The sequence below is a fragment of the Paenibacillus wynnii genome (genome assembly GCF_000757885.1).
GTDB lineage: Bacteria > Bacillota > Bacilli > Paenibacillales > Paenibacillaceae > Paenibacillus_AQ > Paenibacillus_AQ wynnii.
The window spans coordinates 2,120,624-2,139,305 of the sequence record NZ_JQCR01000002.1 but is presented as its reverse complement, the minus strand read 5'-3'; the positions used below and the strand labels follow the sequence as shown (position 1 = coordinate 2,139,305).

Annotated in this window: 19 protein-coding genes and 1 pseudogene; 7 read left to right on the top strand and 13 right to left on the bottom strand. The window is 41.6% G+C overall.

All coding sequences use genetic code 11. The features are described from left to right. Positions 1 to 19: 19 nt before the first annotated feature. The 10 genes and pseudogenes from PWYN_RS12235 to PWYN_RS12190 form a co-directional block, all read right to left on the bottom strand. Positions 20 to 433, bottom strand: coding sequence for a GyrI-like domain-containing protein (locus tag PWYN_RS12235; protein ID WP_036651980.1), 414 nt, complete (start codon positions 431 to 433; stop codon positions 20 to 22). A gap of 446 nt (positions 434 to 879) precedes the next feature. Further along, complete coding sequence (locus PWYN_RS12230) at positions 880 to 1,593, bottom strand: hypothetical protein (RefSeq protein WP_036651978.1); 714 nt, start codon at positions 1,591 to 1,593, stop codon at positions 880 to 882. A 102-nt stretch (positions 1,594 to 1,695) separates the two neighbouring features. Next, entirely contained in the window at positions 1,696 to 3,036 is a 1,341-nt protein-coding gene (locus PWYN_RS12225; protein ID WP_240479724.1) for a sensor histidine kinase, read from the bottom strand. Between the two features lie 56 nt (positions 3,037 to 3,092). Next, positions 3,093 to 3,785, bottom strand: coding sequence for a response regulator transcription factor (locus PWYN_RS12220; protein ID WP_036651975.1), 693 nt, complete (start codon positions 3,783 to 3,785; stop codon positions 3,093 to 3,095). A 273-nt stretch (positions 3,786 to 4,058) separates the two neighbouring features. After that, positions 4,059 to 4,298 (bottom strand): hypothetical protein, encoded by a 240-nt coding sequence (locus PWYN_RS12215; protein ID WP_036651972.1) that lies wholly within the window; start codon positions 4,296 to 4,298, stop codon positions 4,059 to 4,061. Positions 4,299 to 4,464: 166 nt separating this feature from the next. Continuing rightward, positions 4,465 to 5,964, bottom strand: coding sequence for an SMI1/KNR4 family protein (locus tag PWYN_RS12210; RefSeq protein ID WP_036651970.1), 1,500 nt, complete (start codon positions 5,962 to 5,964; stop codon positions 4,465 to 4,467). Positions 5,965 to 6,225: 261 nt separating this feature from the next. After that, on the bottom strand, positions 6,226 to 7,092 hold the full coding sequence (locus PWYN_RS28040) for a class I SAM-dependent methyltransferase (RefSeq protein ID WP_052087909.1): 867 nt from the start codon (positions 7,090 to 7,092) through the stop codon (positions 6,226 to 6,228). A 162-nt stretch (positions 7,093 to 7,254) separates the two neighbouring features. Beyond that, positions 7,255 to 7,417, bottom strand: a pseudogene (locus PWYN_RS29255) (L-arabinose isomerase); the annotation flags it as partial. Positions 7,418 to 7,471: 54 nt separating this feature from the next. After that, positions 7,472 to 8,227 carry an alpha/beta hydrolase family protein gene (locus tag PWYN_RS12195; protein WP_084146691.1) on the bottom strand — a complete coding sequence of 252 codons (756 nt, stop codon included), beginning with the start codon at positions 8,225 to 8,227 and terminating at the stop codon, positions 7,472 to 7,474. A gap of 144 nt (positions 8,228 to 8,371) precedes the next feature. Next, entirely contained in the window at positions 8,372 to 8,584 is a 213-nt protein-coding gene (locus tag PWYN_RS12190) for a DUF3237 family protein (protein ID WP_052087908.1), read from the bottom strand. Positions 8,585 to 8,932: 348 nt separating this feature from the next. Between PWYN_RS12190 and PWYN_RS12185 the strand changes: the two genes are divergently transcribed. The 4 genes from PWYN_RS12185 (at position 8,933) to PWYN_RS12175 (ending at position 11,415) form a co-directional block, all read left to right on the top strand. Beyond that, positions 8,933 to 9,403, top strand: coding sequence for a pyridoxamine 5'-phosphate oxidase family protein (locus tag PWYN_RS12185; protein ID WP_036651962.1), 471 nt, complete (start codon positions 8,933 to 8,935; stop codon positions 9,401 to 9,403). Positions 9,404 to 9,663: 260 nt separating this feature from the next. Beyond that, positions 9,664 to 9,855 carry a helix-turn-helix domain-containing protein gene (locus PWYN_RS30010; protein ID WP_240479723.1) on the top strand — a complete coding sequence of 64 codons (192 nt, stop codon included), beginning with the start codon at positions 9,664 to 9,666 and terminating at the stop codon, positions 9,853 to 9,855. Between the two features lie 21 nt (positions 9,856 to 9,876). After that, positions 9,877 to 10,524, top strand: coding sequence for an MmyB family transcriptional regulator (locus tag PWYN_RS12180; protein WP_240479722.1), 648 nt, complete (start codon positions 9,877 to 9,879; stop codon positions 10,522 to 10,524). 93 nt (positions 10,525 to 10,617) lie between these two features. Further along, positions 10,618 to 11,415: an SDR family NAD(P)-dependent oxidoreductase gene (locus PWYN_RS12175; protein ID WP_036651960.1), complete on the top strand. Its 798-nt coding sequence runs from the start codon at positions 10,618 to 10,620 to the stop codon at positions 11,413 to 11,415. A gap of 481 nt (positions 11,416 to 11,896) precedes the next feature. Here PWYN_RS12175 and PWYN_RS12170 read toward each other — a convergent pair whose 3' ends face one another. After that, positions 11,897 to 12,700, bottom strand: a complete 804-nt coding sequence (locus PWYN_RS12170; protein ID WP_240479721.1) for a phosphotransferase enzyme family protein — start codon at positions 12,698 to 12,700, stop codon at positions 11,897 to 11,899. Positions 12,701 to 13,155: 455 nt separating this feature from the next. Here PWYN_RS12170 and PWYN_RS28035 point away from each other — a divergent pair, with 455 nt between their 5' ends. Then, positions 13,156 to 13,509: an AbrB/MazE/SpoVT family DNA-binding domain-containing protein gene (locus tag PWYN_RS28035; RefSeq protein ID WP_240479720.1), complete on the top strand. Its 354-nt coding sequence runs from the start codon at positions 13,156 to 13,158 to the stop codon at positions 13,507 to 13,509. Continuing rightward, positions 13,506 to 15,221: an ABC1 kinase family protein gene (locus PWYN_RS12160; RefSeq protein WP_052087906.1), complete on the top strand. Its 1,716-nt coding sequence runs from the start codon at positions 13,506 to 13,508 to the stop codon at positions 15,219 to 15,221. Before PWYN_RS28035 ends, PWYN_RS12160 begins: the two co-directional genes overlap by 4 nt. A gap of 116 nt (positions 15,222 to 15,337) precedes the next feature. On the opposite strand, the gene yjeM is transcribed toward PWYN_RS12160, so the two are convergent. Beyond that, positions 15,338 to 16,867: a glutamate/gamma-aminobutyrate family transporter YjeM gene (gene yjeM, locus PWYN_RS12155; protein WP_036651958.1), complete on the bottom strand. Its 1,530-nt coding sequence runs from the start codon at positions 16,865 to 16,867 to the stop codon at positions 15,338 to 15,340. A gap of 63 nt (positions 16,868 to 16,930) precedes the next feature. Next, positions 16,931 to 17,155, bottom strand: coding sequence for a hypothetical protein (locus PWYN_RS12150; protein WP_036651955.1), 225 nt, complete (start codon positions 17,153 to 17,155; stop codon positions 16,931 to 16,933). Positions 17,156 to 17,753: 598 nt separating this feature from the next. On the opposite strand from PWYN_RS12150, the gene PWYN_RS12145 reads away from it, so the two are divergent. Beyond that, entirely contained in the window at positions 17,754 to 18,662 is a 909-nt protein-coding gene (locus tag PWYN_RS12145) for a hypothetical protein (protein ID WP_036651953.1), read from the top strand. The last annotated feature ends 20 nt before the right edge of the window (positions 18,663 to 18,682 follow it).

The window sequence follows — 18,682 nt, the reverse complement described above, 5'->3', positions numbered from 1 at the left end:
TTGGACATTAGATTTCGCTCTATTCAACCTTCTTTTCCGGTAGCTTATAGATCTCTACCTCGCAATACTCTTCTGTGACATGATCCTCATTGATGACCTCAAAATGAAACGGTTGAGACTGGTGATAGGAATCTCTCCTGTTTTCGATACACTTCCACATTTGCTCTAAATGCTTGATCGTGAGGTTCCTGGCATGAAACCCTCCGATATAGGTGAATACAACATATTTGCTTCTAGGGATGCGATCATATGTTAGGTCTTGTGGTAAATCCTTACCCGATAATACCTGAACCGAAAGCAGATAGGTTGTTGCAAATTGACCATTTACCCACTGATAACGTGTCAGCCCTACATAGATCCTTTCATTCATCTGATGTTGGATTCGATGACGTTGGCGGTAATAAAATTCGTTTCCAGCTTGATATACAGCCATAAGTTTTGCCACAATGACTATTACTTATTTAATTTGCTATGATCCCAACCAGATCAACAGCTTCATGTCGTTGATTGGGAGCTATGCGGGGTTGGCGACGTTTTTTTTGACTTGGCCTCCAATCCCTTCACTAACGGGTTTACACCGCAGCAAGAGAAACTTTGGTTACAATCGTATTTCGGCGAATACGAAGAGGAACAGTATACCATTCTCCATGATATGAAATACATGAATATGATGAGGGAGTGTGCTTGGGGACTGCTCCATAGCGGTCTTGCCCAGGAAAGTGTAAACCATAGTTTCTAATATTACCGCCATGCGGAACATGTAATCGAAAGACTACAGCAGGGTTATAATTATTTTTAGAAAAACAACTTGGGAATAACTTGCCCTACCGTTATGAAATAAATTACGGACATTACTCAAAACAAAGAGGCTTTTTAAAATCAGTCCAGAAGCGTGTACATGAGAATACTTTCAATCTTGGCATCTTTTATATGAAATATCATTGCATCCACATAATTTGCCGGCGCATACCGGAAATCATCCTCTTCATTAGGTGCTCCATTCCCGATTAGATTTCCTTCGGGGTAGGCTCCCTTAAGCTTTTCCACACTGTCGCCGACTTTGATATTTCGTATTGTAGTATATTTGGGATCGGTAATTTTAATATTGAAGATATAGAACTTCTTGCCTTCAGCCGCATCGATGGTTTTGATTTCTACCCCCGGAAATTTGTATTGTTTCTCGGTGAAACCGATCAGCGTATCCATATTCAACCCATCGTCTAAGGAATAGGTGTGGGCTTTCTTCTCTACCGCTGTTCCCAGCATGCTTTCGAGCTTTTCATCGTCAACAATATCAGAAATGGCCACAGTATGGTCTTTATAGACAAAGGATAGCTGCTTTAGGATCACATTCCCGTCCTTTTGAATAGTGCCTTCCTTGATTACCTCGGAACCGGAGTTGTTCCCGGATGATGGATCGGTTGGTGCCGTGGTTGGCGCCTCAGTCGGAGCCTCGCTCGGTGCCTCCGTTGCTTCATTGGCAGTGGTTGTTGCCGTAGGCGAATCGGCCTGGTTTTTTTGGCATCCCGCCAAAAGTGTCATCAGAAATACTGTGAGCAACAGGAAGATTGCTGATTTTCTTAATGCTTTCATCTTTACCCCTCCAAAAATTTAATGTTTTAATCTTATGAGGTTATTATAGAAAAACAATTTATTAGTGTTATAACAGACTTGTATCATTCTTGTAACTTCACTTCACACCAACGGAAGAACGATGGAAACGGTGCTTCCTACATCAATTTTGCTCTCAATAACCAAATACCCATTGAATTTTTCGGCTATTTCCTTGCACATGGACAGTCCCAGGCCCGAACCTTTGGCTTCATTTGAATTCCTCGCTCTATAAAATCTCTCCTGAACTTGTGCAATCTCGTCCTCGCCGATCCCAATGCCCTGATCCCTTATTTGTATAACGGCTTCCTTCTGTCTGATCAACGTCTCAATCTGTATATGAGTGTTGGCATTAGAATACTTGATGGCGTTATCTAGAATATTCGCAATAGCGTGTGACATCAATATTTGATTTACATAGGCAAAAGCCCCTTTTTCCAGCTTTACTTCCAGCGATATTGCTTTGCCCTCAGCTTTGGCTCTCATATCTGCAATCACTTGACCGGTTAATTCGGATAAATCCGTCTTTTCCGTGCCAATCTCATCCGGACCTGCTTTATCAAAGCGGGACAGCATCAATAACTCATTGATGAGCAGGGTAAGGCGGTCGGATTCATTCACAAGATGAAAATATATCTTTTGCAGCTCTTTATCCTCATTATCGCCCTCATATAAATATTGGGAGAAACCCCGGATGGCAGCGAGCGGTGTTTTTAGCTCATGAGACACGTTCGAGACAAACTGCTTCTGGTACTGAATATAGTCATTCAATTGGATACCCATCCGGTTTAATCCCGCTGCCAGCATCCCCAGCTCATCTTTCCTGTTCAATTCAACCTGCTCGAACTGCTGTTTGGAGAACTTTTCTGTAGCCCCAAGCAGATATTTAATCGGTTTTGTCGTATTGCGGGCAATGAATAAGCTGGAAAGAGTAATCGGAACAAGAAAGCCTCCTGCACTGGCAAACAAGATATAACGGATCTGATTCATGATCTCGTAAAAGTAAGAGATGTCCTCCACAAACTCGAATACATAGATATTCTGATAATACATATCTTGAATCGGTATGGCGAAATACAGTAATTTATTATCGGTGACCGAGTAAGAATAATTCCCCTTGAGCGCATTCTCAATATTCCCCTTAAAAATCAAAGGATTTCCGTCATAAACGATGATTCCATTCACCGCGAGGCCCAGAAGCTTCTGATTACTGTCATAGATCCGCACTTCCTGGCCTGAAGCTTTCAGCGTTTCCAGAGCGCTTCTCGGCACATTCGAGACTTGTCCCTCACCTTCTGCTTTTTCATGCTTGGCGAGTATCTCTCTAAAGGACAACTCACATAAATCAGCCTTTTCCATCATTTGCTTTTCAATAGTCACAAAACTGAAGTAATCGATCGCTTTATTCACAGAAACAATAATCACGGCAAAGGACAACACCGAGAAAAGTAAGTAATTCAACAACAGCCGGGTTGCATATTTCAGACCAAGTCACCTCCAAGCTGGTAACCAAATCCATAAATGGTCTTAACGTACTTTGGACTTTCAGCGTCCTCTTCCAGCTTCTTTCTTAACCGCATGATGGTCATATCCACGCTGCGGCTGTCACCCAAGAAATCATATCCCCATACGATCTCCAGAAGCTCATCCCTTGTAAAAATCTTACCCGGTCTTTTCAGCAGCGTTTCCAGAATTTTAAATTCTTTGGCTGTCAGCGAAATTGGGATTCCGTTTTTCAGCACCACTTTGGTTTCCAGATCAAAAGCCAGTTCGCCATAGATAATCCGGTCTTCTTCTTTTTTCAGATCATTATTCTCGTATCTTCTAAGCACAACTTTGATTCTGGCTATGAGCTCCCGGTTATCAAACGGCTTGGTAATATAATCCTCCGCCCCGAGCTCAAGTCCCAATACTTTATCTATAATTTCATTCTTCGCCGACAGCATAATAACGGGAATTGCTTGTTTCTTGATAATTTCCTTGCACAGATCATAGCCAGAGTAATCTGGCAGCATTAAATCCAGTAAAACCAGATCCGGCTGAAAGGAATCCAGCTCCGCAAGTCCCGTACTGCCATTTTCTGCGGTTTTTACCCGAAAGTTTTCTCTTTTGAGCACAAGCTCTATTAAGTCCCTAAGGGCCGCTTCATCATCAATCACGAGTATCTTTTTCACTTGATCCCTCTTCCTGCAAGTATTGCTATTTGTTCACCGCCGGATACTGTAATCTAAGCATAGACAAAAATTACAAATAAAAGAGCTTACTGCAGTATCTTATTATTTTACATTAACTCTTTCCTTTAAGCACGGCACATCCCTGTAGGGGCTCAGCAGATCTCCACAACATCGACCCAACGAAGGCTAAATAAGCTGCCTCCGGTTGAGTACCAGAAGCAGCTTATAGCCTTGGGGTCTTTTTAGTGTCTATGGAATAGCAGCCTGTTACCATCACCCTTGAATACTATTATGATCATACCACAGAAGGTCATTCTGCCCCTGTTCCGCAATCATCGCAAACTGTTCAAGTGCTTCCTCATAATGTCCCAGATTGTTATACGCTCTTGCCAGACTGCTGATCCCCTCATAATCTCTATCCACTGGAGGAATCTCCATCAGAGTGTCTACAATCTTCTGGTGTTCACCATCTTCATGCCACTGCGTCAGTTGCGCGATTAGTTCTTTGTCCATGGTCTACCTCCCCAAGCATATAATCAAGTTACTAGAATATTGAGAACTATTATTTCCCCTATTCTACCAGATGGGATGTAGATATTGAAAATCGAAATAGAGCATCCTCAAAGTGAGTGTGCCCTAAAGGTTTTAATCTGATAAATAAACAACTTTCTTATCAGTTCTAACAATTCTCCCATGTTACCCGCCATCCATATGACTGAAGTTTAAAGTATTTTTCAAACTCAGTAACTACAGACTTTGCATTTTCCTCAGATGCTGCATTAAATATAGTTAAGTCGACTATATTACAGTCTGAAATCTCCTCCAACCCTTTAAGTCTTGATGCATCTACTCCAACCTGCTTTAGACTCATACAATCTTTGAATATTGTTAAATCTCCAACCGGATAAGTAAATTGCTTTAATTTCTTCAATTCACTTATAACCTCTATATGTGATTCATCTTTTGCACAGCTATCCGTCTCAAAAAACGTTATATTTTTTAAACCTTTTAAGAATGATAAATGTGGTATTGTCACTTGTTTGAGCTCTAGTTTTATTAACTTACTAAGGTTTGAAATATAAAGCAGGTCGCCAACCTCCATTTCTTCTAAACTTAGTTCCTTCAAATTGTTTATAGTTCCTATTGATTCGCTATCCATTGAGTTCATTCTACATAATCTCAAACTCTTTAATTTCTTTATATCTTTCAGTTTATGTATATCTTTTAATGAAAGTCCTATTAACGTTAGCTGCCTTAACCCATCTAAAGAAACTAAGTACTCCAAATCAGACTCTTTAAAAGCTTCTGATCCTATCACAAGTTCTGCTAAAGAAGGCAACCGTTTAAGTACATCAAAATTAGTAATTTCATCCGCATGTATAATAAGTTCTTTAAGATTTACCATATGGGTTAAAATATCCAAAGATATTACTCCGTATTTTTTAGCTTGATCAGCTCTAATAAATACCATTCTCTCTTTTGCCAATGTTTTTGAAGATACAAAACCACTCTCAACATCGTCTTTAAAATACTCTCCCCAAAATCCGCTTACAGGGATAAGGCTGTTCTCTTCGATATCCATTTTAGTCAAAGCCAAAATATCATCCAACAAACTTCCACTTTTACGGGATAATACGATTACATCATCATCTTCTTCTCTAATAGCAATACTACTATTTCTGAGGCTAGAATCGATAAATTTGAAGAAATGTCCCAAACTTTCCGCAATAACATATGAAAAATCAGAATTGCGATCTATCGTTATAATTTGCCCATGTATCCCCTTTTCTCCGGGGTCTAAATCAATTGCCCAAAATGAGCCTCCACCATCTTCAGCAAAAGGAATCCAGCCTTCTCTGTAGTTCCCATCTTTTATTACATCTGGTTTGCTGGATATAATATCGTAAGCTGATTCCAAAAGCGACTTCCAGTTGCTTACTATCGATTCAATGTTCATCCAAGCAAGCCCAGCCATAACGCCAAAAATCTGCTCTCCTTCTCCATTAAAATTCATGTATAAGCTTCTGAAATCTTTTGGAAATTTGCAATTCATCCTGCTCTCAAGAAGGTCTATTTCTGCTTCCTCAACTGCTGAATTAAGTAAATCCTCAACGTTTGGTATATGCGATTTTAAAGTCTGGATAAGAAAACACTCGTCTTTTTCATTAAATAATGACATATATTACCCCCCATTCTTCAGAGTCATAATAGTTTGCTATTTGGCAGTATCGTATCATGAATTGTAAATATTAGAGTCATCTTAACTATACTCCAGATGGAAGATGCCCTTCAAAGGGTACACGCCTATGTGGAAGCCGGCGCTGACGGAATCTTCGTGCCGGGTTTGTGTAACGAGATGCTGATCGTCGCTCGCATCAGCTACGGCCCGCATCCCTATTTGCTATTGATGGATACATTAAAACAAACTACTGTTAGAGCCTTAGCCTTGCAGAAATTGGGTACCTTGTTGGCTGGTGCCATGTAGATCGCAGAGAAACAAGGAAAACTTATTATGCTCATTTCTCATTACATATGGTATCTTTTGCGAAATAAATAAAGTACTAACAAACTCAATATCAACACTACCGTCCATTTTGTCCAAAACAGCTATGATCTCGGCTTCGATTTCTGATTTTTCTTTACTCGATTTCCCGAGAAAGCCGTTTCCGGTCTTTATAAACCCTAAGAAGCTCTCCGTATTATAGGATTGCTTCCAGGGATATCGAATGATCTCAGGGTTGTGAAAATATCCACTGTCCGTCATTTCTTTTGCAATTGTCTGTATTCTTATCTCCATATCCTTGCCATTCTGAAAGTAAACAAGACCATACTGATTACATAAAGAGACGAGTTCCTGATAGAGGGGGTCGCCTTCACCAAAGTACATATTCCAAAACAGCGCCAAATTACCATCTACTTTTAGGGTGCTAGCACACTTTTTGTATCCAATCGGCTGCGGTACCCAATGATATGCGGTGGCAGAGAAGATCAAATCAAAGTGATTCTCAGGTTCATCCCAATGCTCAAAGCGGGTGACGAGATATTCCAGTTTTTTATCCCGATGCTTCCTCCTCCCCACTTCTGCCAACTGGGCGCCAGGTTCAATACATAACAGTTCATACCCTTTGTTCAAAAACAGTTCAGAGGCTTTGCCGCTGCCTGCACCAATCTCCAGGATTTTAGAACTTGGCCCAAGCCCCGCATTGGATTCAATACATTCAACCAGTTCATCGGGATAGCTCGGGCGATAATGATCATAGTATTCGGCAGCCTCATCAAATCGTTTGCTCTCCTCAACCCAATCCATAGTTCCCCCCCTTGACTTAAAACCAGTTTAAGAAATTTTTGGTACATATATCTTATTCGTGACCTAGAGTCTAGACCCTTTTCGAGGTTGGTCGAGAATGGCGGCGGCCACCATACCGTTGTTTCATTGAACTTGACGAAAGACCAAATCGTGACCTACCGGGGAACCTAAGTCCGCCATGGATACAACAACGCCTTCATCGGCTTTGCCATCGAATACAAGACGGGCAGGATCTTTCGGGGTCGCCGATACCCAGTGGTGATACAATGATTTTCGGCTGGTTGCTTGCCAAGGACGGATCAACCCCCAGCATATGGGAATCTATCTGCTTTATCGCCACTATGCTGATGAATTTCAGCTATTCGCAATGTTGGTTATGTTACATATTGGCTATTATAAATTCATATGTCATCTCAGCGACTCTTGTATTACCCGCCTCTGAAAAACCATGACCTTCTCCTGGAAACACTTCAATTCTAGCATGAAGATATAACATGGATGCCTTCTTTCCATATTCAAGTGCCACAATGTCATCCTGATCCCCATGAAAAATCAAAACATTTTTATCGAATTTGCCAATATGGTCAAACACCTTATATTCGTGAATCGATTCAAAAAAAATCCTCCCCAATTGAACTCCCCATAACTCTTCCAGATCAGGGATGCTCTCACGTGTTGGAAACCTTTCATTCCAGTTATCTGCAATACAAAGCGCTGGAAACAGCAACAAGAGCCCTTTAATCTCCTCCATACATTCATCGGCTACTAATGCTGAGACTAATCCTCCCTGACTTCCTCCAAATAAGTAGATACGATCAGGATCAATATGGTCCCAATTTTTTATGTTTTCAACAACAGCGCGCAGATCTTCTTTTTCTGTGAATATAGACATTTCGTTAGTCTTAAGGTCACTCTTTGAATTTACGGAGCCCCCACAAAAGTCAAAACAGTAGGCGCCCACACCATTCTTGGCCAAATAGTCACTATGCATAGCAAAATCTACATTTGTTCCATTAAAACCATGGCTGAAGATCACGACAGGATACTTCTTCATCTTATTCGGTATGTAAGAGACGCCATAAATTTCCCTCTCATGATGTTTAATCTTGACCATTTCTTTTTGATAACTGCTCATTTTTTCCCTCCATGACATAGAAGTGTAAATTACTTATCCAGTTATATTTTTTATATTACTTTATATATCTTAATATCTAAACTGGATTCCGATGGTAGTCCTTCTGCAACTAAAATTTCATCATTCAAAAAAGCTAACGCCTTACTATTCGTAATGACTTTTGGATAAAGTATGTTGATCCCCGTATTTTCCAATGATTTGCGTATCAACTCCTCCGTCGAGAATCTCTCCATTAAAATACTTACCTGTGGCACGACCTTTAAAAGAAATCATTATTACTGAATCTCCATCGTTATTGTTCAGTTCGATCGTATTCTCTATTTGAACATGTACCGTTAATATTTCTTCAAACTCCATGTTTCCAGACCTCCTATACGTTACCGTGTTTGCTACCCTGGTTCGTCAATCATTATCTCCAGCGGGAAGTTAGTTCTTCACATAATAGTCTTCTCTCCACTATATTTCCAGACCCTTGTCTGACTGTGTATGTGCTACATCCTAATTGTATTGCCTCTTGGTTTGGATTGAATTTATGCTCTAGTCACCTTTGTACGACATATAGTTTCATATCGAGGCTAAGTGTACTATTTTAAGACTCTATCAGTAGCGATTTAATATTTTTTCGTATTATTCTTCACATGCACTAAGATTTTACAATGATAAGCTTAATAATGTATGCCTTATGAAACTTTAGGAGGTAATATAATGAGCAAGTACGACGAAGCCATGAAGCTGCTGGAAGAACAAGTGGGTAACAAGGACGGCCTGATCTCTCTGTCCACCATCGCGCTGGAACCGGGGGCCAATGACAAAAGCCGTCCCGCCGCCCGCATTGTGGACGCCTATTATGAGGACGGCGCGTTCTACACCGTCACTTACGCGACCTCAGGCAAGATGCAGCAGATCTCCCAAAACCCCGAAGTCGCCGTTTGTATCATCGTCGAAAACTTTACGGCCAATGGTATCGGTGAAAACCTGGGCTGGGTATGTGACGAGAAAAACGCAGAGATGATGACAAAGCTGCGCACCATATTCGCCGAGTGGTATAACGAAGCCAATAACGACGAAGACCCTAACACATGCCTGCTGCGCATTCGCCTTACAAAGGGCCTGTGGAATGACGCCCATAAAGGGATCAGAAATGAAATTGATTTTGTCAATAAGACGGCGAATTAAGTGGTCTATGTGGTTCGCCTTATTGGATTAATGTGAAGTAGACATTTGATAACAGACAATGTTAGCTCAAAGGGAGTGTCCGCACACTCCCTTTTTTGCCGTTACTTATGGTAAGGTTTACCGCACTTTCTTTAGCAGCAAGTTTTTTCTAAGGACACCCTTTGTGGGATGATCCTCTCTTGAACAACAATTTTGAGAAATCTTAAAACTTTCCTTATAATTGACCTTACTTCATAGTTAATAGAGGAGGCAGAGCCTATATGGAGAACCATGATTTTTCATCCGCTTTGGGGGAATTCATCAAATCGCGCAGACATCGGCTTCAGCCTGAAAATGCGGGAATCAAGCCCTTGCCTGGCCGAAGACGTACTCCGGGACTTCGGAGGGAAGAAGTCGCCTATCTGGCCAATGTCAGCGTAACTTACTATACCTGGCTGGAGCAGGGCCGATAGAGGAATCCTTCCCCAGAAATCTTGTCCCACATCAGCCAAGCGCTGCAACTGGATGCAGACGAGCGGAAGCACTTATTCGACCTGGCTGCACCTGATCCAATCAGCTTCAGCATGACCCAGAGATCAGATAAACCCGATACCGGATTTTTGCAAAACCTTGTGGATCAAATGCGTTATCCTTCTTTCATTGCCAATGAGTTTGCCGATATGATCGTCTGGAATCGAGGAGCGGAGCTCGTTGTCGCGGACTTCGCCCGATTGCCGGAAAGCGAACGAAACATGGTGACGCTGCTGTTTCTGGATCCGGAGTACCCAAAGAGGCTTGTAAACTGGGAAGAATTTGCTCGTTACATGACGGCGTTAATCCGGGCAGGCTTCGACAGTAACAAAAACAACCCAATGTACATGGAACGATATGAGCGTCTTAGACGGAACAGCGAAGACTTCGTACGTTTGTGGGAGTGGCATGAGATTCGGCAAAAAAGCTCTGCCCCGGTTCATTATCTCCTTCCAGACGAACAGGAATTGGCGTTCACGATCCATTGCGCTGCCATCGACAATAATCCGGGACTGCAATGGTGCTTCTTCGTTCCTACACCAGGTTCAGGAACGGAAGAGCGACTAGCGATCTTGCTGAAGCAAGACGCCGAATGGCCGCCGCAATCTTAGCCTGTTAGTTCCGTTAATAGTATAAAGGCACAGTGGTTAGCCCCTTCTATCGTTGGTATTATCATAATAATATCAAGACGAGGGGGCTGTGTCATGAATACATATCCATATCAGGGCAAGCTGGCAGTGGTCACCGGTGCTTCATCCGGAATTGGCGAAGTGTATGCTGGGGCGCTGGCTGCACGAGGCTGCCATGTCGTACTAGCTGCACGCTCAGAAAAGAAGCTGAAAGCATTGGCCGGCGAAATTCAACGTAATCATGGAGTGCAGGCGTATGCCCTGCCCTGCGATTTGTCCAAAGCAGGTGCCCCGCGCCAACTAGCCGAATCCATCGCCGAGCTCGGCCTAACGGTAGATATTTTAATCAATAACGCAGGCTTTGGCACGCATGGCCGCTTTGAGGAGATCGATCCAGAGCGCGAGCAGGAGGAAATTATGCTGAACACCGCTGCTCTTGTCGACCTGACGCATCATTTTCTTCCCGGCATGCTGGAACGCAAGGACGGAGTCGTCGTCAACGTGGCTTCAATGGCCGCGTTTGCACCTTGCGCCTATTCGGCTGTTTACGGTGCAACCAAGGCTTTCGTGTTATCTTTCTCCGAAGCGTTGTGGGCCGAAACCCGTGGACGCGGTGTGCGCGTCCTTACCCTGTGCCCGGGTGCGACGGATACAGGATTTTTCGATGCTGTCGGCAACAAGGACATGGCGGCGGGTAGCGCATTGTCCACTCCGGAGAAAGTCGTTCAAGCTGGATTTCGCGGAGTCGATAAAGGTAGAAGTTATATCATCGACGGGCGAAATAATCACATGGCCGCTCAGATGGGTCGTTTTCTTCCCCGGCACAGAGTAGCTATGATAATGGAACGCATCTCACGCCCCAAAGAACATTGAGGGACCCACTTAAGGTTCGATTCTCACGCGTTGGGGTGATCACCGCCTCTATAGTTCTTTGATAATGGGTGCGTGATCCACCATAAGGTATTGCAGTTTATGTGCAGGAAATGATATTAAGCTAAGAAGTTCGCCCTATTTGTGATAGGGTTCACCGCGCTGTCTGTAACGGCAAGTTTTAGGGCCATCCTTTGCGGGATGGCCCTTTCTTTGATCTCGCTTTGTTCAACTATCGTTCGCCGTTAGTTCAGTTAAAGGATGCTACAAAAAGACTAAATATTTCGTTTTTCATACTCAAAGGGTTTTTCACACGAATAAATCTCATGGAAAAAACCGAAATACGGGATATCGTCTTCCAGGCATTTTATATAATACGACAGCTCCTCATCATACTCCGGCCCTTCGCCGTTGTTTCGCATTACCTCGAATGCATCTATAATACCCTCCATGAGGTTTGCTTGAATAAGCAAGGGCAATCTATTCAACATCGAATGATCAAGCCTGGTTTCGGATCTGTATCCGCGAGCACTCCCTCAAAATAATCCTCCATAAACTTTTTACGTTTATCGGCGTCTGGTTCAGATTGTATCCAGCCCATTCCGTTTCCCCAGATACTGGCCAAGTCGAACATATACCAGCCGTAACAAGAATTATCGAAATCGTATACGGTTATTTGCCCGGTATCAAAATCTATCGAATAATTCCCATCGTTGTAATCAAAATGAATCATACCGAACGACTCATGGTTCCTTCCCAACCCTCCCAAGGTTTTAAGGAGCCCTAACAACTTCTCTTTAAGCAAAGATAAAGAGCTGGGTATCAGTTTATCGATATATTCGGCATTGTATTTATCAAAAAAACTGTAACGGGGATGGACTGGAGCATACCCTTTCGACAATTGGTGCAGCTTCCCCAGAACTTTACCGCAGTTATAATAGTATTCAGAAAGAGGAACGCCTTCCCGATACCGATAATGATTTTCCACAAGCATTTTTCCTCTAGCCTTTTCAAACAGGCAGACAAAAAAGGTGTGATTATTATGAGTTATCTCTTCCAGCAGATTCCCCTTCTGGGAACTGACTACATTCGAGACACTGCCGCCATGGTCAAATAAATACCTGACATACTCAAGTTCACCTAGAAAATCTTCCCGGCTTCTGTCATTTAAGAAGGCGATTCTGAGTATTTTTGCATCGATGCCTTCCTTCACACAGGTATAAACGACATTACGTCCTCTTTTATGTTCCTTAACCGGATTAAATTCATAGCCTTCTAATCCGTACAACTCTGATACAAATGGAAGTATACATGCATTACTGATTTTAACAACCTCGTTATAATTTATAATATCTCCTCCAGTAAAAATTCTTGTGATCCAAAAATGAAAAGTCCTTCTGTGGACTTAAATGATAAACACCTTGTTTAACATTGAAATATCACTCCTTTAGGCATATTTTACCTAAAATACCATGAAAATTCTAGGTAAACTTTAAGTATAATGAAATTCAACTTTTTAAAGGGCATGTGCCTTATTACCAGTAATCGTCAAAAACCTGGGGACCTGTGAAACGCTGATGCTGTGAGATTTATGATGAAGCTGACGCTGGGTCGGCTATTCCAATGGAATGATTCATGGGTCAGCTCTCCTTAACGATTAGAAAAAAGTCACCACAATCATTGATAATATGATTAGTACGAAATATCATACTATTATGTAGATTGATTATAAAAGGAGAGATTATGATGAATCATAAAAAAGAAAATAGTCATGGATTTGGGCATGGCAAAGTGCTGGGAACAACATCAATGGGTGAGAGAGGTCAAATTGTTATTCCTAGAGAAGCAAGGGAAGAACTTGATATCAAGCCAGGTGAGAAATTCATAGTTTTCGGCAATAAGCGCAAGGGAGCTGTGATTCTAGTCAAAGCAGAAATGTTCAACAAATTTGCGGATTTCTTCATGAGCGCTTCGAAAAAGTTTGAAAGTATGGCCCAAGCAATCTTTGATAAAAGCAATACTATTTCTGAAGATGAAGATGACGATATTGAACCTGGGGTCGATGATAAAGGGCCTGGGGTCGATGAAAAAGAATGAGAGAATTCTTTAAATTGATGAAGGATGTCCGATTCAGAAGAACCATGCAAATGATTTTTAAGTTCGCTTGGAATTTCTGGTGGCTGGACAAGCAAAAGAATTTTATCCCGAGCCGGCGCTTAGAAGCGAAAACAAAAGCAATATATCGAAAACAGGCAACGTATTTTACGAAGACCGCTATGGATATGGGTGGATTAATTATCAAACTTGGGCAGCATGTTAGTGCGCAAGTGGATATTTTGCCGAAGGAAATTATTGATGAATTGTCCAAGCTGCAGGATTCCGTAGATTCCGTAGATTTTTCCGAGATACAGCAAAAGGTAGAGAGTGAACTCGGACGATCTATAAGCGAGACTTTTGCTGAGTTTAGTACAACGCCTATCGCAGCGGCTTCCTTAGGACAGGTACATCGGGCGACATTACGAACAGGTGAAGACGTCGCAGTGAAAGTTATGCGTCCTGGGGTCGAGGACATTATCGCCATTGATTGGAGATCCATACAAGTTGCTATTCGATTATTAAAACGCTGGACGAAGATTTCAGACTTCATGGACCTTGATGCGGTGTATGATGAGTTTTACGATACCGTTATGGATGAGCTCGATTATCAAAAAGAGGGGCGAAATTCAGAAGAATTTCAGCTGCAGTTTATCCATCGGGATGATGTCGTTGTTCCGGGCATTCATTGGTCCTATACAACTTCAAAGGTTTTAACCATGGAGTTTTTGGAAGGTGTTAAAATCAACGATTTTGCCCAGCTTGATGCTTGGGGTGTGGATCGGACTAAATTAGCGAAGTCACTGATAGAAATTTTCGTAGAACAGATTCTATTAGAAGGCTTCTTTCACGCAGACCCGCACCCGGGAAATGTTCTCGTGCAGCCTGACGGCACCATCGCATTAATCGATTTTGGAATGGTTGGACGAATTGCAAATGATATGAAGGCGCAAATGGTAGCCCTTGTAATGGCCGTGTATTTAAAAGATGCTCACGGTGCAATTGATGCCCTTACTCGTTTGAGATTTTTAAGACGGAATGTAGATTTAGAGGTATTTTCAAGGAATCTTACGTTATTATTTGAACAAATCAACGGTGATACGTTTGACTTGAGTTTTGTTACGTCAGGTGATAATGCTGAAGAGTTACGTAATTTCCTCTATTCTCAGCCCTTTCAGTTACCTGCAAATACAACATTTTTGGGAAAAGCCATAGGCACGGTATATGGACTTTGTACTGGACTGGACCCTGAGCTTGATTTGATTGGGACCGTTAAGCCTTATGTTGAAGAGGTCGTGCGTAGCGATCTAAGGGGAAGTGTCTTTTCCAACGTTGTTGATGAAGGCAAGAATATTCTAAAAGGAATCCTTCCTACGACCAAGAAGTTCATTTCTACAGTAGATAAAATGGATAGCGGAAATTTACGGGTAAAGCTATCGAGTTCCTTTGAGAAAAAATTGATAGAGACGCAAAATAAGAATACACAACGAATTATTGCAACAATCATTGGAGCGGTATCCCTTCTGACTGCTGCAAACATGTGGAATGAAGTGAATCATATGGTTTCTTATGTGTTGGGCACTTTGGGGTTGCTCATTATGTTGAGCCAACTCAAAGCGAGAGAACGCCGCCGTGATGTAAGACATGCAAGGCAGATGAGAGCCATGCGTGAACATAATAGATTGGAAAAGTCGAAGTTTAAGCCCCATCAATAACGGCAGTTCAACAACCATACGTTACAGTTCGACGCAGAAATAATTAGAGCCATCCTTTGCGGGATGGCTCTTTCGTTGTCACGGTCACTATTACTTCATCTGCCCTTTGATGATTTTCACCATTTTTTTTGCATCGGCATTTCTTTAGCACGCATTTTTTCATATTTGCTATACATTAACCATGCAACAACTGAGAAAATAATGGGTCCGGCCACACTCCAAATTGTTGTTTGCATATCCCCTTCTAAAGCTGGCTGTATAATACTAAAGAAATTTGCTAGTCCGATGGTTAGAACAACTGTCCACGCCCAAAAATTAACGCTCCATTGCGATTTAAGAATGATAAACGGCTTTTGTATTTCCTTTCTTTTTCTGAAATAGGGGAATGCAAGTCCTATAAATACATAGGGGATCGTCATAGCAACATTAGTCATCGAAACAAGTATGTTAAAGAATGCGGCCATTGTACTTCCACCAAAAGCAATAAGTGCGATCATCACACAAACAATGGCAGCTTGAATCCACATTGCGTTAATAGGAAGCCCATTCTTAGTTTCACCGATTTTTCCAGGCCATATCTTTGCCGGCGTACCCTCAATCAATTGCTTTAGAGGCGAAAACATCAAGGTAAAGAACGCACCGGACAATGCTAGGAACATCGAGATTCCGACGAATCTTGCGACGCCAGCACCTAAAGCTGAAGCTGTCTCTTGACTTGCTCCAAAAGCTGAACCCAGTGATTGACCTAAATTAGCCATAACGATATAACTTGCGTTTCCCAGGTTAACATTTTTGATACCCATTACAGCTGACCAGTTTGTAAATACGCCAACTAGCAGTATTCCTAATGAATATCCTACAGAAATGATGGCTGCTGTTATAAGAATTCCTTTGGGAAAGGTTTTTTCTGGATTTTCTGTTTCATCCACCAACCCACCTACTGCTTCAAGTCCGCCATAAGCGAATAGAGCATATACGACAAATGCAAATGCGGCAATCATATCTCCCGCATATTTAGGATTTGGTGTTTGAGTAAATGAATGTAATCCTTCAATCGGCTGTGCCAAATGTCCATGGTTGCCTATAAGGACTGCTATTGCACCAACCCATAGAAATACATTCAATAACACGACTGCAGTACCACCTATAGAAGTTACTTTTCTGATCTTATCCAGTCCCTTAGTTGATATGTAAGTTACTACAAGAATCCATATCATTCCCAAGATACCTAGAGTCTGTGTTCCATGAAGGTTTAAAAAAGTCCAGTTTTGTGTCGTATCTTCTCCGAATATAGCGTTTGATACAGGAACCCACATACCGGATGCGACATTAACCATCCAAGTGATATAGGCAAAATACCACATGAACGTTCCTACAAATGCAAATCTTGGACCAATGGATTTTTCCATCCATGAATGGATTCCTCCCTTCTCCTCTTTGAAGGCGGAACCAAATTCAGCTACCATTATTGCAAACGGAACAAAGAAAGTTATTGCAGCAAGAATGTACCAAGGAATAGCCGCATAACCCATCTTATAGAACGATCTTGGGATGTTATTGAATCCATAAACAGAAGTAAAAATCATTAAGACCACGGACACTAGATTTAATTTTTTCGTTGTCTTTGTCTTTATCTTTGATGCCATATTAATTCTCCCTTTTCATGATGTTATCGTTGAGCTCCAACATAGAGTCAACCATAGGTAGTTTTACCATAATAACTCGTTTTCAACAAGACAAAGATAGCCCTTCAGATTTTCTTCCCCAAGGAGATCATTCAGAAGTTGCTGGGCCAATTCCACTCGCTGCTGCACTTTTCTCCCCCGGAGACACAAAAGACCCTCTTCCAGAGCGTCATCAGGTAAATTCACTTCGGCGTACCGAAGGACATTCGAAGCATTGAACTGGAATTCAACCCGCAGGTGCAACAGCATTCTATTGAATTGGCCCCTTCTACTGAAATGGCGGAAGGGGATTTTGCTGTGAATCGGCAAAAGTTCCGTTCGAGGTACATCATCATTTTGTAACACAAAAAAACTCACAGACGCCTGTTTACGCATCGTTCTGACCGGAGTATGACCCAACCTATTCCTATGGTCGGCATGATGTAAATACAGGCCCCTGCGAGCTTTAATAATTTATGATATTTCAGTACACTGCGCTCAGTATACATTCTTAAAAGACTTAGGTTTTAAAGGATTTCGTTAAAGTAAATATCACTGACGAGGATATCCAATCTTAATTGATGCCTCCCTAATCAATCGTGCGCTGTGAAACCTATTTCACGCTACAGTGATTTAGATAAACCTTTTTTGTGAATTAATATTGACCGTACATTGTCGTGGACCATTACTTTTTTTATATATAATTCATTTTGATATTAAAACAATCACTTGCTCAATTAAGATTATTGTCGGTTTTTGTGGAAAATTTATATTTTAATAGGAATAAAGAATCAATTTTCCCAAAAAACTATTATAATTTCATTATTATGGTAAATTATTAAATTATTAATTAGAGGAGGAAGTAAAGATGAAATCTAAGAAAATTATGAAATGGATTACCGTAAGCATGTCTACGGCCTTATTGCTATCATCTGGTGCTGTGATAGTAAATGCTACTGGAAATTCTCAGCTGAATGGCAATACTTCAAAAGAATCACGAATTGATTTGGAAGCAGTGAAGAATCAGATACCAACAGCTTTTGTGCCAGGGGCAATTTTGAATTATAATGCAGAGCAAGAACCAATCATAACCTATGATACAAGTGCAGCAGATCATGCTGGGGATACAAAAGGCATATTACGTTCATTACAAGCTTATGAAGAAGTGCCAGATATTAATGGAAGAGCTGCTGAGGATGAATTTTTCAAAGCCGTAGCAGAATCTGTTAAGGATTTACCAGTTACAGATCTTGGATATGATCTTCCAGAACCATCTCCAGGTACTGTGGTTATCTATGGTTCTGATGGACATATCAATCGTGTCTATGTAGATGAAAGTATTGCTTCGATACAAGCAGCGGCGGCAGCCGATATTCCAAGTTCATCAGTCCCTTATCCAGGACGTTTACCTGCAGGTACATACACATATGGATCTGGACAAACAGTAATTATTTCGGCAGGTGCTGTAACAGGTGAGGGTAGGTTTACTGTTTTCCGGGCTGGTGTTGGTGGATCTGGAACAGTAGGATCAAGCGGTAAGACATTAGGGGCAGGTGATATTGCAACAAAACGACAAATTGATAATGCAATTCATGGAACTCCAATCACTGCTAGAGCGTTAGATACTAATATTTCTAAAACTGTATATAAGAATGATATTGGTTCACTTCCTGATGCAGTAATGGATAACTATTTCTGGGGCTGGAATAATGTACAATTCGGTTATACTTACAGTGATACTTTATCCTTCCCGGGTAGATACTATTATCAGTTTTAAGTTAGAGATTATGCCTATGG

Excerpts from the sequence above, each read along its gene's own strand:
- PWYN_RS12160 (WP_052087906.1), top strand. The coding sequence starts at position 13,506 with ATGAGAGAATTCTTTAAATTGATGAAGGATGTCCGATTCAGAAGAACC.
- PWYN_RS12145 (WP_036651953.1), top strand. The coding sequence starts at position 17,754 with ATGAAATCTAAGAAAATTATGAAATGGATTACCGTAAGCATGTCTACG.
- PWYN_RS12210 (WP_036651970.1), bottom strand. The coding sequence starts at position 5,964 with ATGTCATTATTTAATGAAAAAGACGAGTGTTTTCTTATCCAGACTTTA.
- PWYN_RS12215 (WP_036651972.1), bottom strand. The coding sequence starts at position 4,298 with ATGGACAAAGAACTAATCGCGCAACTGACGCAGTGGCATGAAGATGGT.
- PWYN_RS28040 (WP_052087909.1), bottom strand. The coding sequence starts at position 7,092 with ATGGATTGGGTTGAGGAGAGCAAACGATTTGATGAGGCTGCCGAATAC.
- PWYN_RS12190 (WP_052087908.1), bottom strand. The coding sequence starts at position 8,584 with ATGGAGTTTGAAGAAATATTAACGGTACATGTTCAAATAGAGAATACG.
- PWYN_RS12175 (WP_036651960.1), top strand. The coding sequence starts at position 10,618 with ATGAATACATATCCATATCAGGGCAAGCTGGCAGTGGTCACCGGTGCT.
- yjeM (WP_036651958.1), bottom strand. The coding sequence starts at position 16,867 with ATGGCATCAAAGATAAAGACAAAGACAACGAAAAAATTAAATCTAGTG.
- PWYN_RS12230 (WP_036651978.1), bottom strand. The coding sequence starts at position 1,593 with ATGAAAGCATTAAGAAAATCAGCAATCTTCCTGTTGCTCACAGTATTT.
- PWYN_RS12150 (WP_036651955.1), bottom strand. The coding sequence starts at position 17,155 with ATGCTGTTGCACCTGCGGGTTGAATTCCAGTTCAATGCTTCGAATGTC.
- PWYN_RS30010 (WP_240479723.1), top strand. The coding sequence starts at position 9,664 with ATGGAGAACCATGATTTTTCATCCGCTTTGGGGGAATTCATCAAATCG.
- PWYN_RS28035 (WP_240479720.1), top strand. The coding sequence starts at position 13,156 with ATGATGAATCATAAAAAAGAAAATAGTCATGGATTTGGGCATGGCAAA.
- PWYN_RS12185 (WP_036651962.1), top strand. The coding sequence starts at position 8,933 with ATGAGCAAGTACGACGAAGCCATGAAGCTGCTGGAAGAACAAGTGGGT.
- PWYN_RS12195 (WP_084146691.1), bottom strand. The coding sequence starts at position 8,227 with ATGAGCAGTTATCAAAAAGAAATGGTCAAGATTAAACATCATGAGAGG.
- PWYN_RS12235 (WP_036651980.1), bottom strand. The coding sequence starts at position 433 with ATGGCTGTATATCAAGCTGGAAACGAATTTTATTACCGCCAACGTCAT.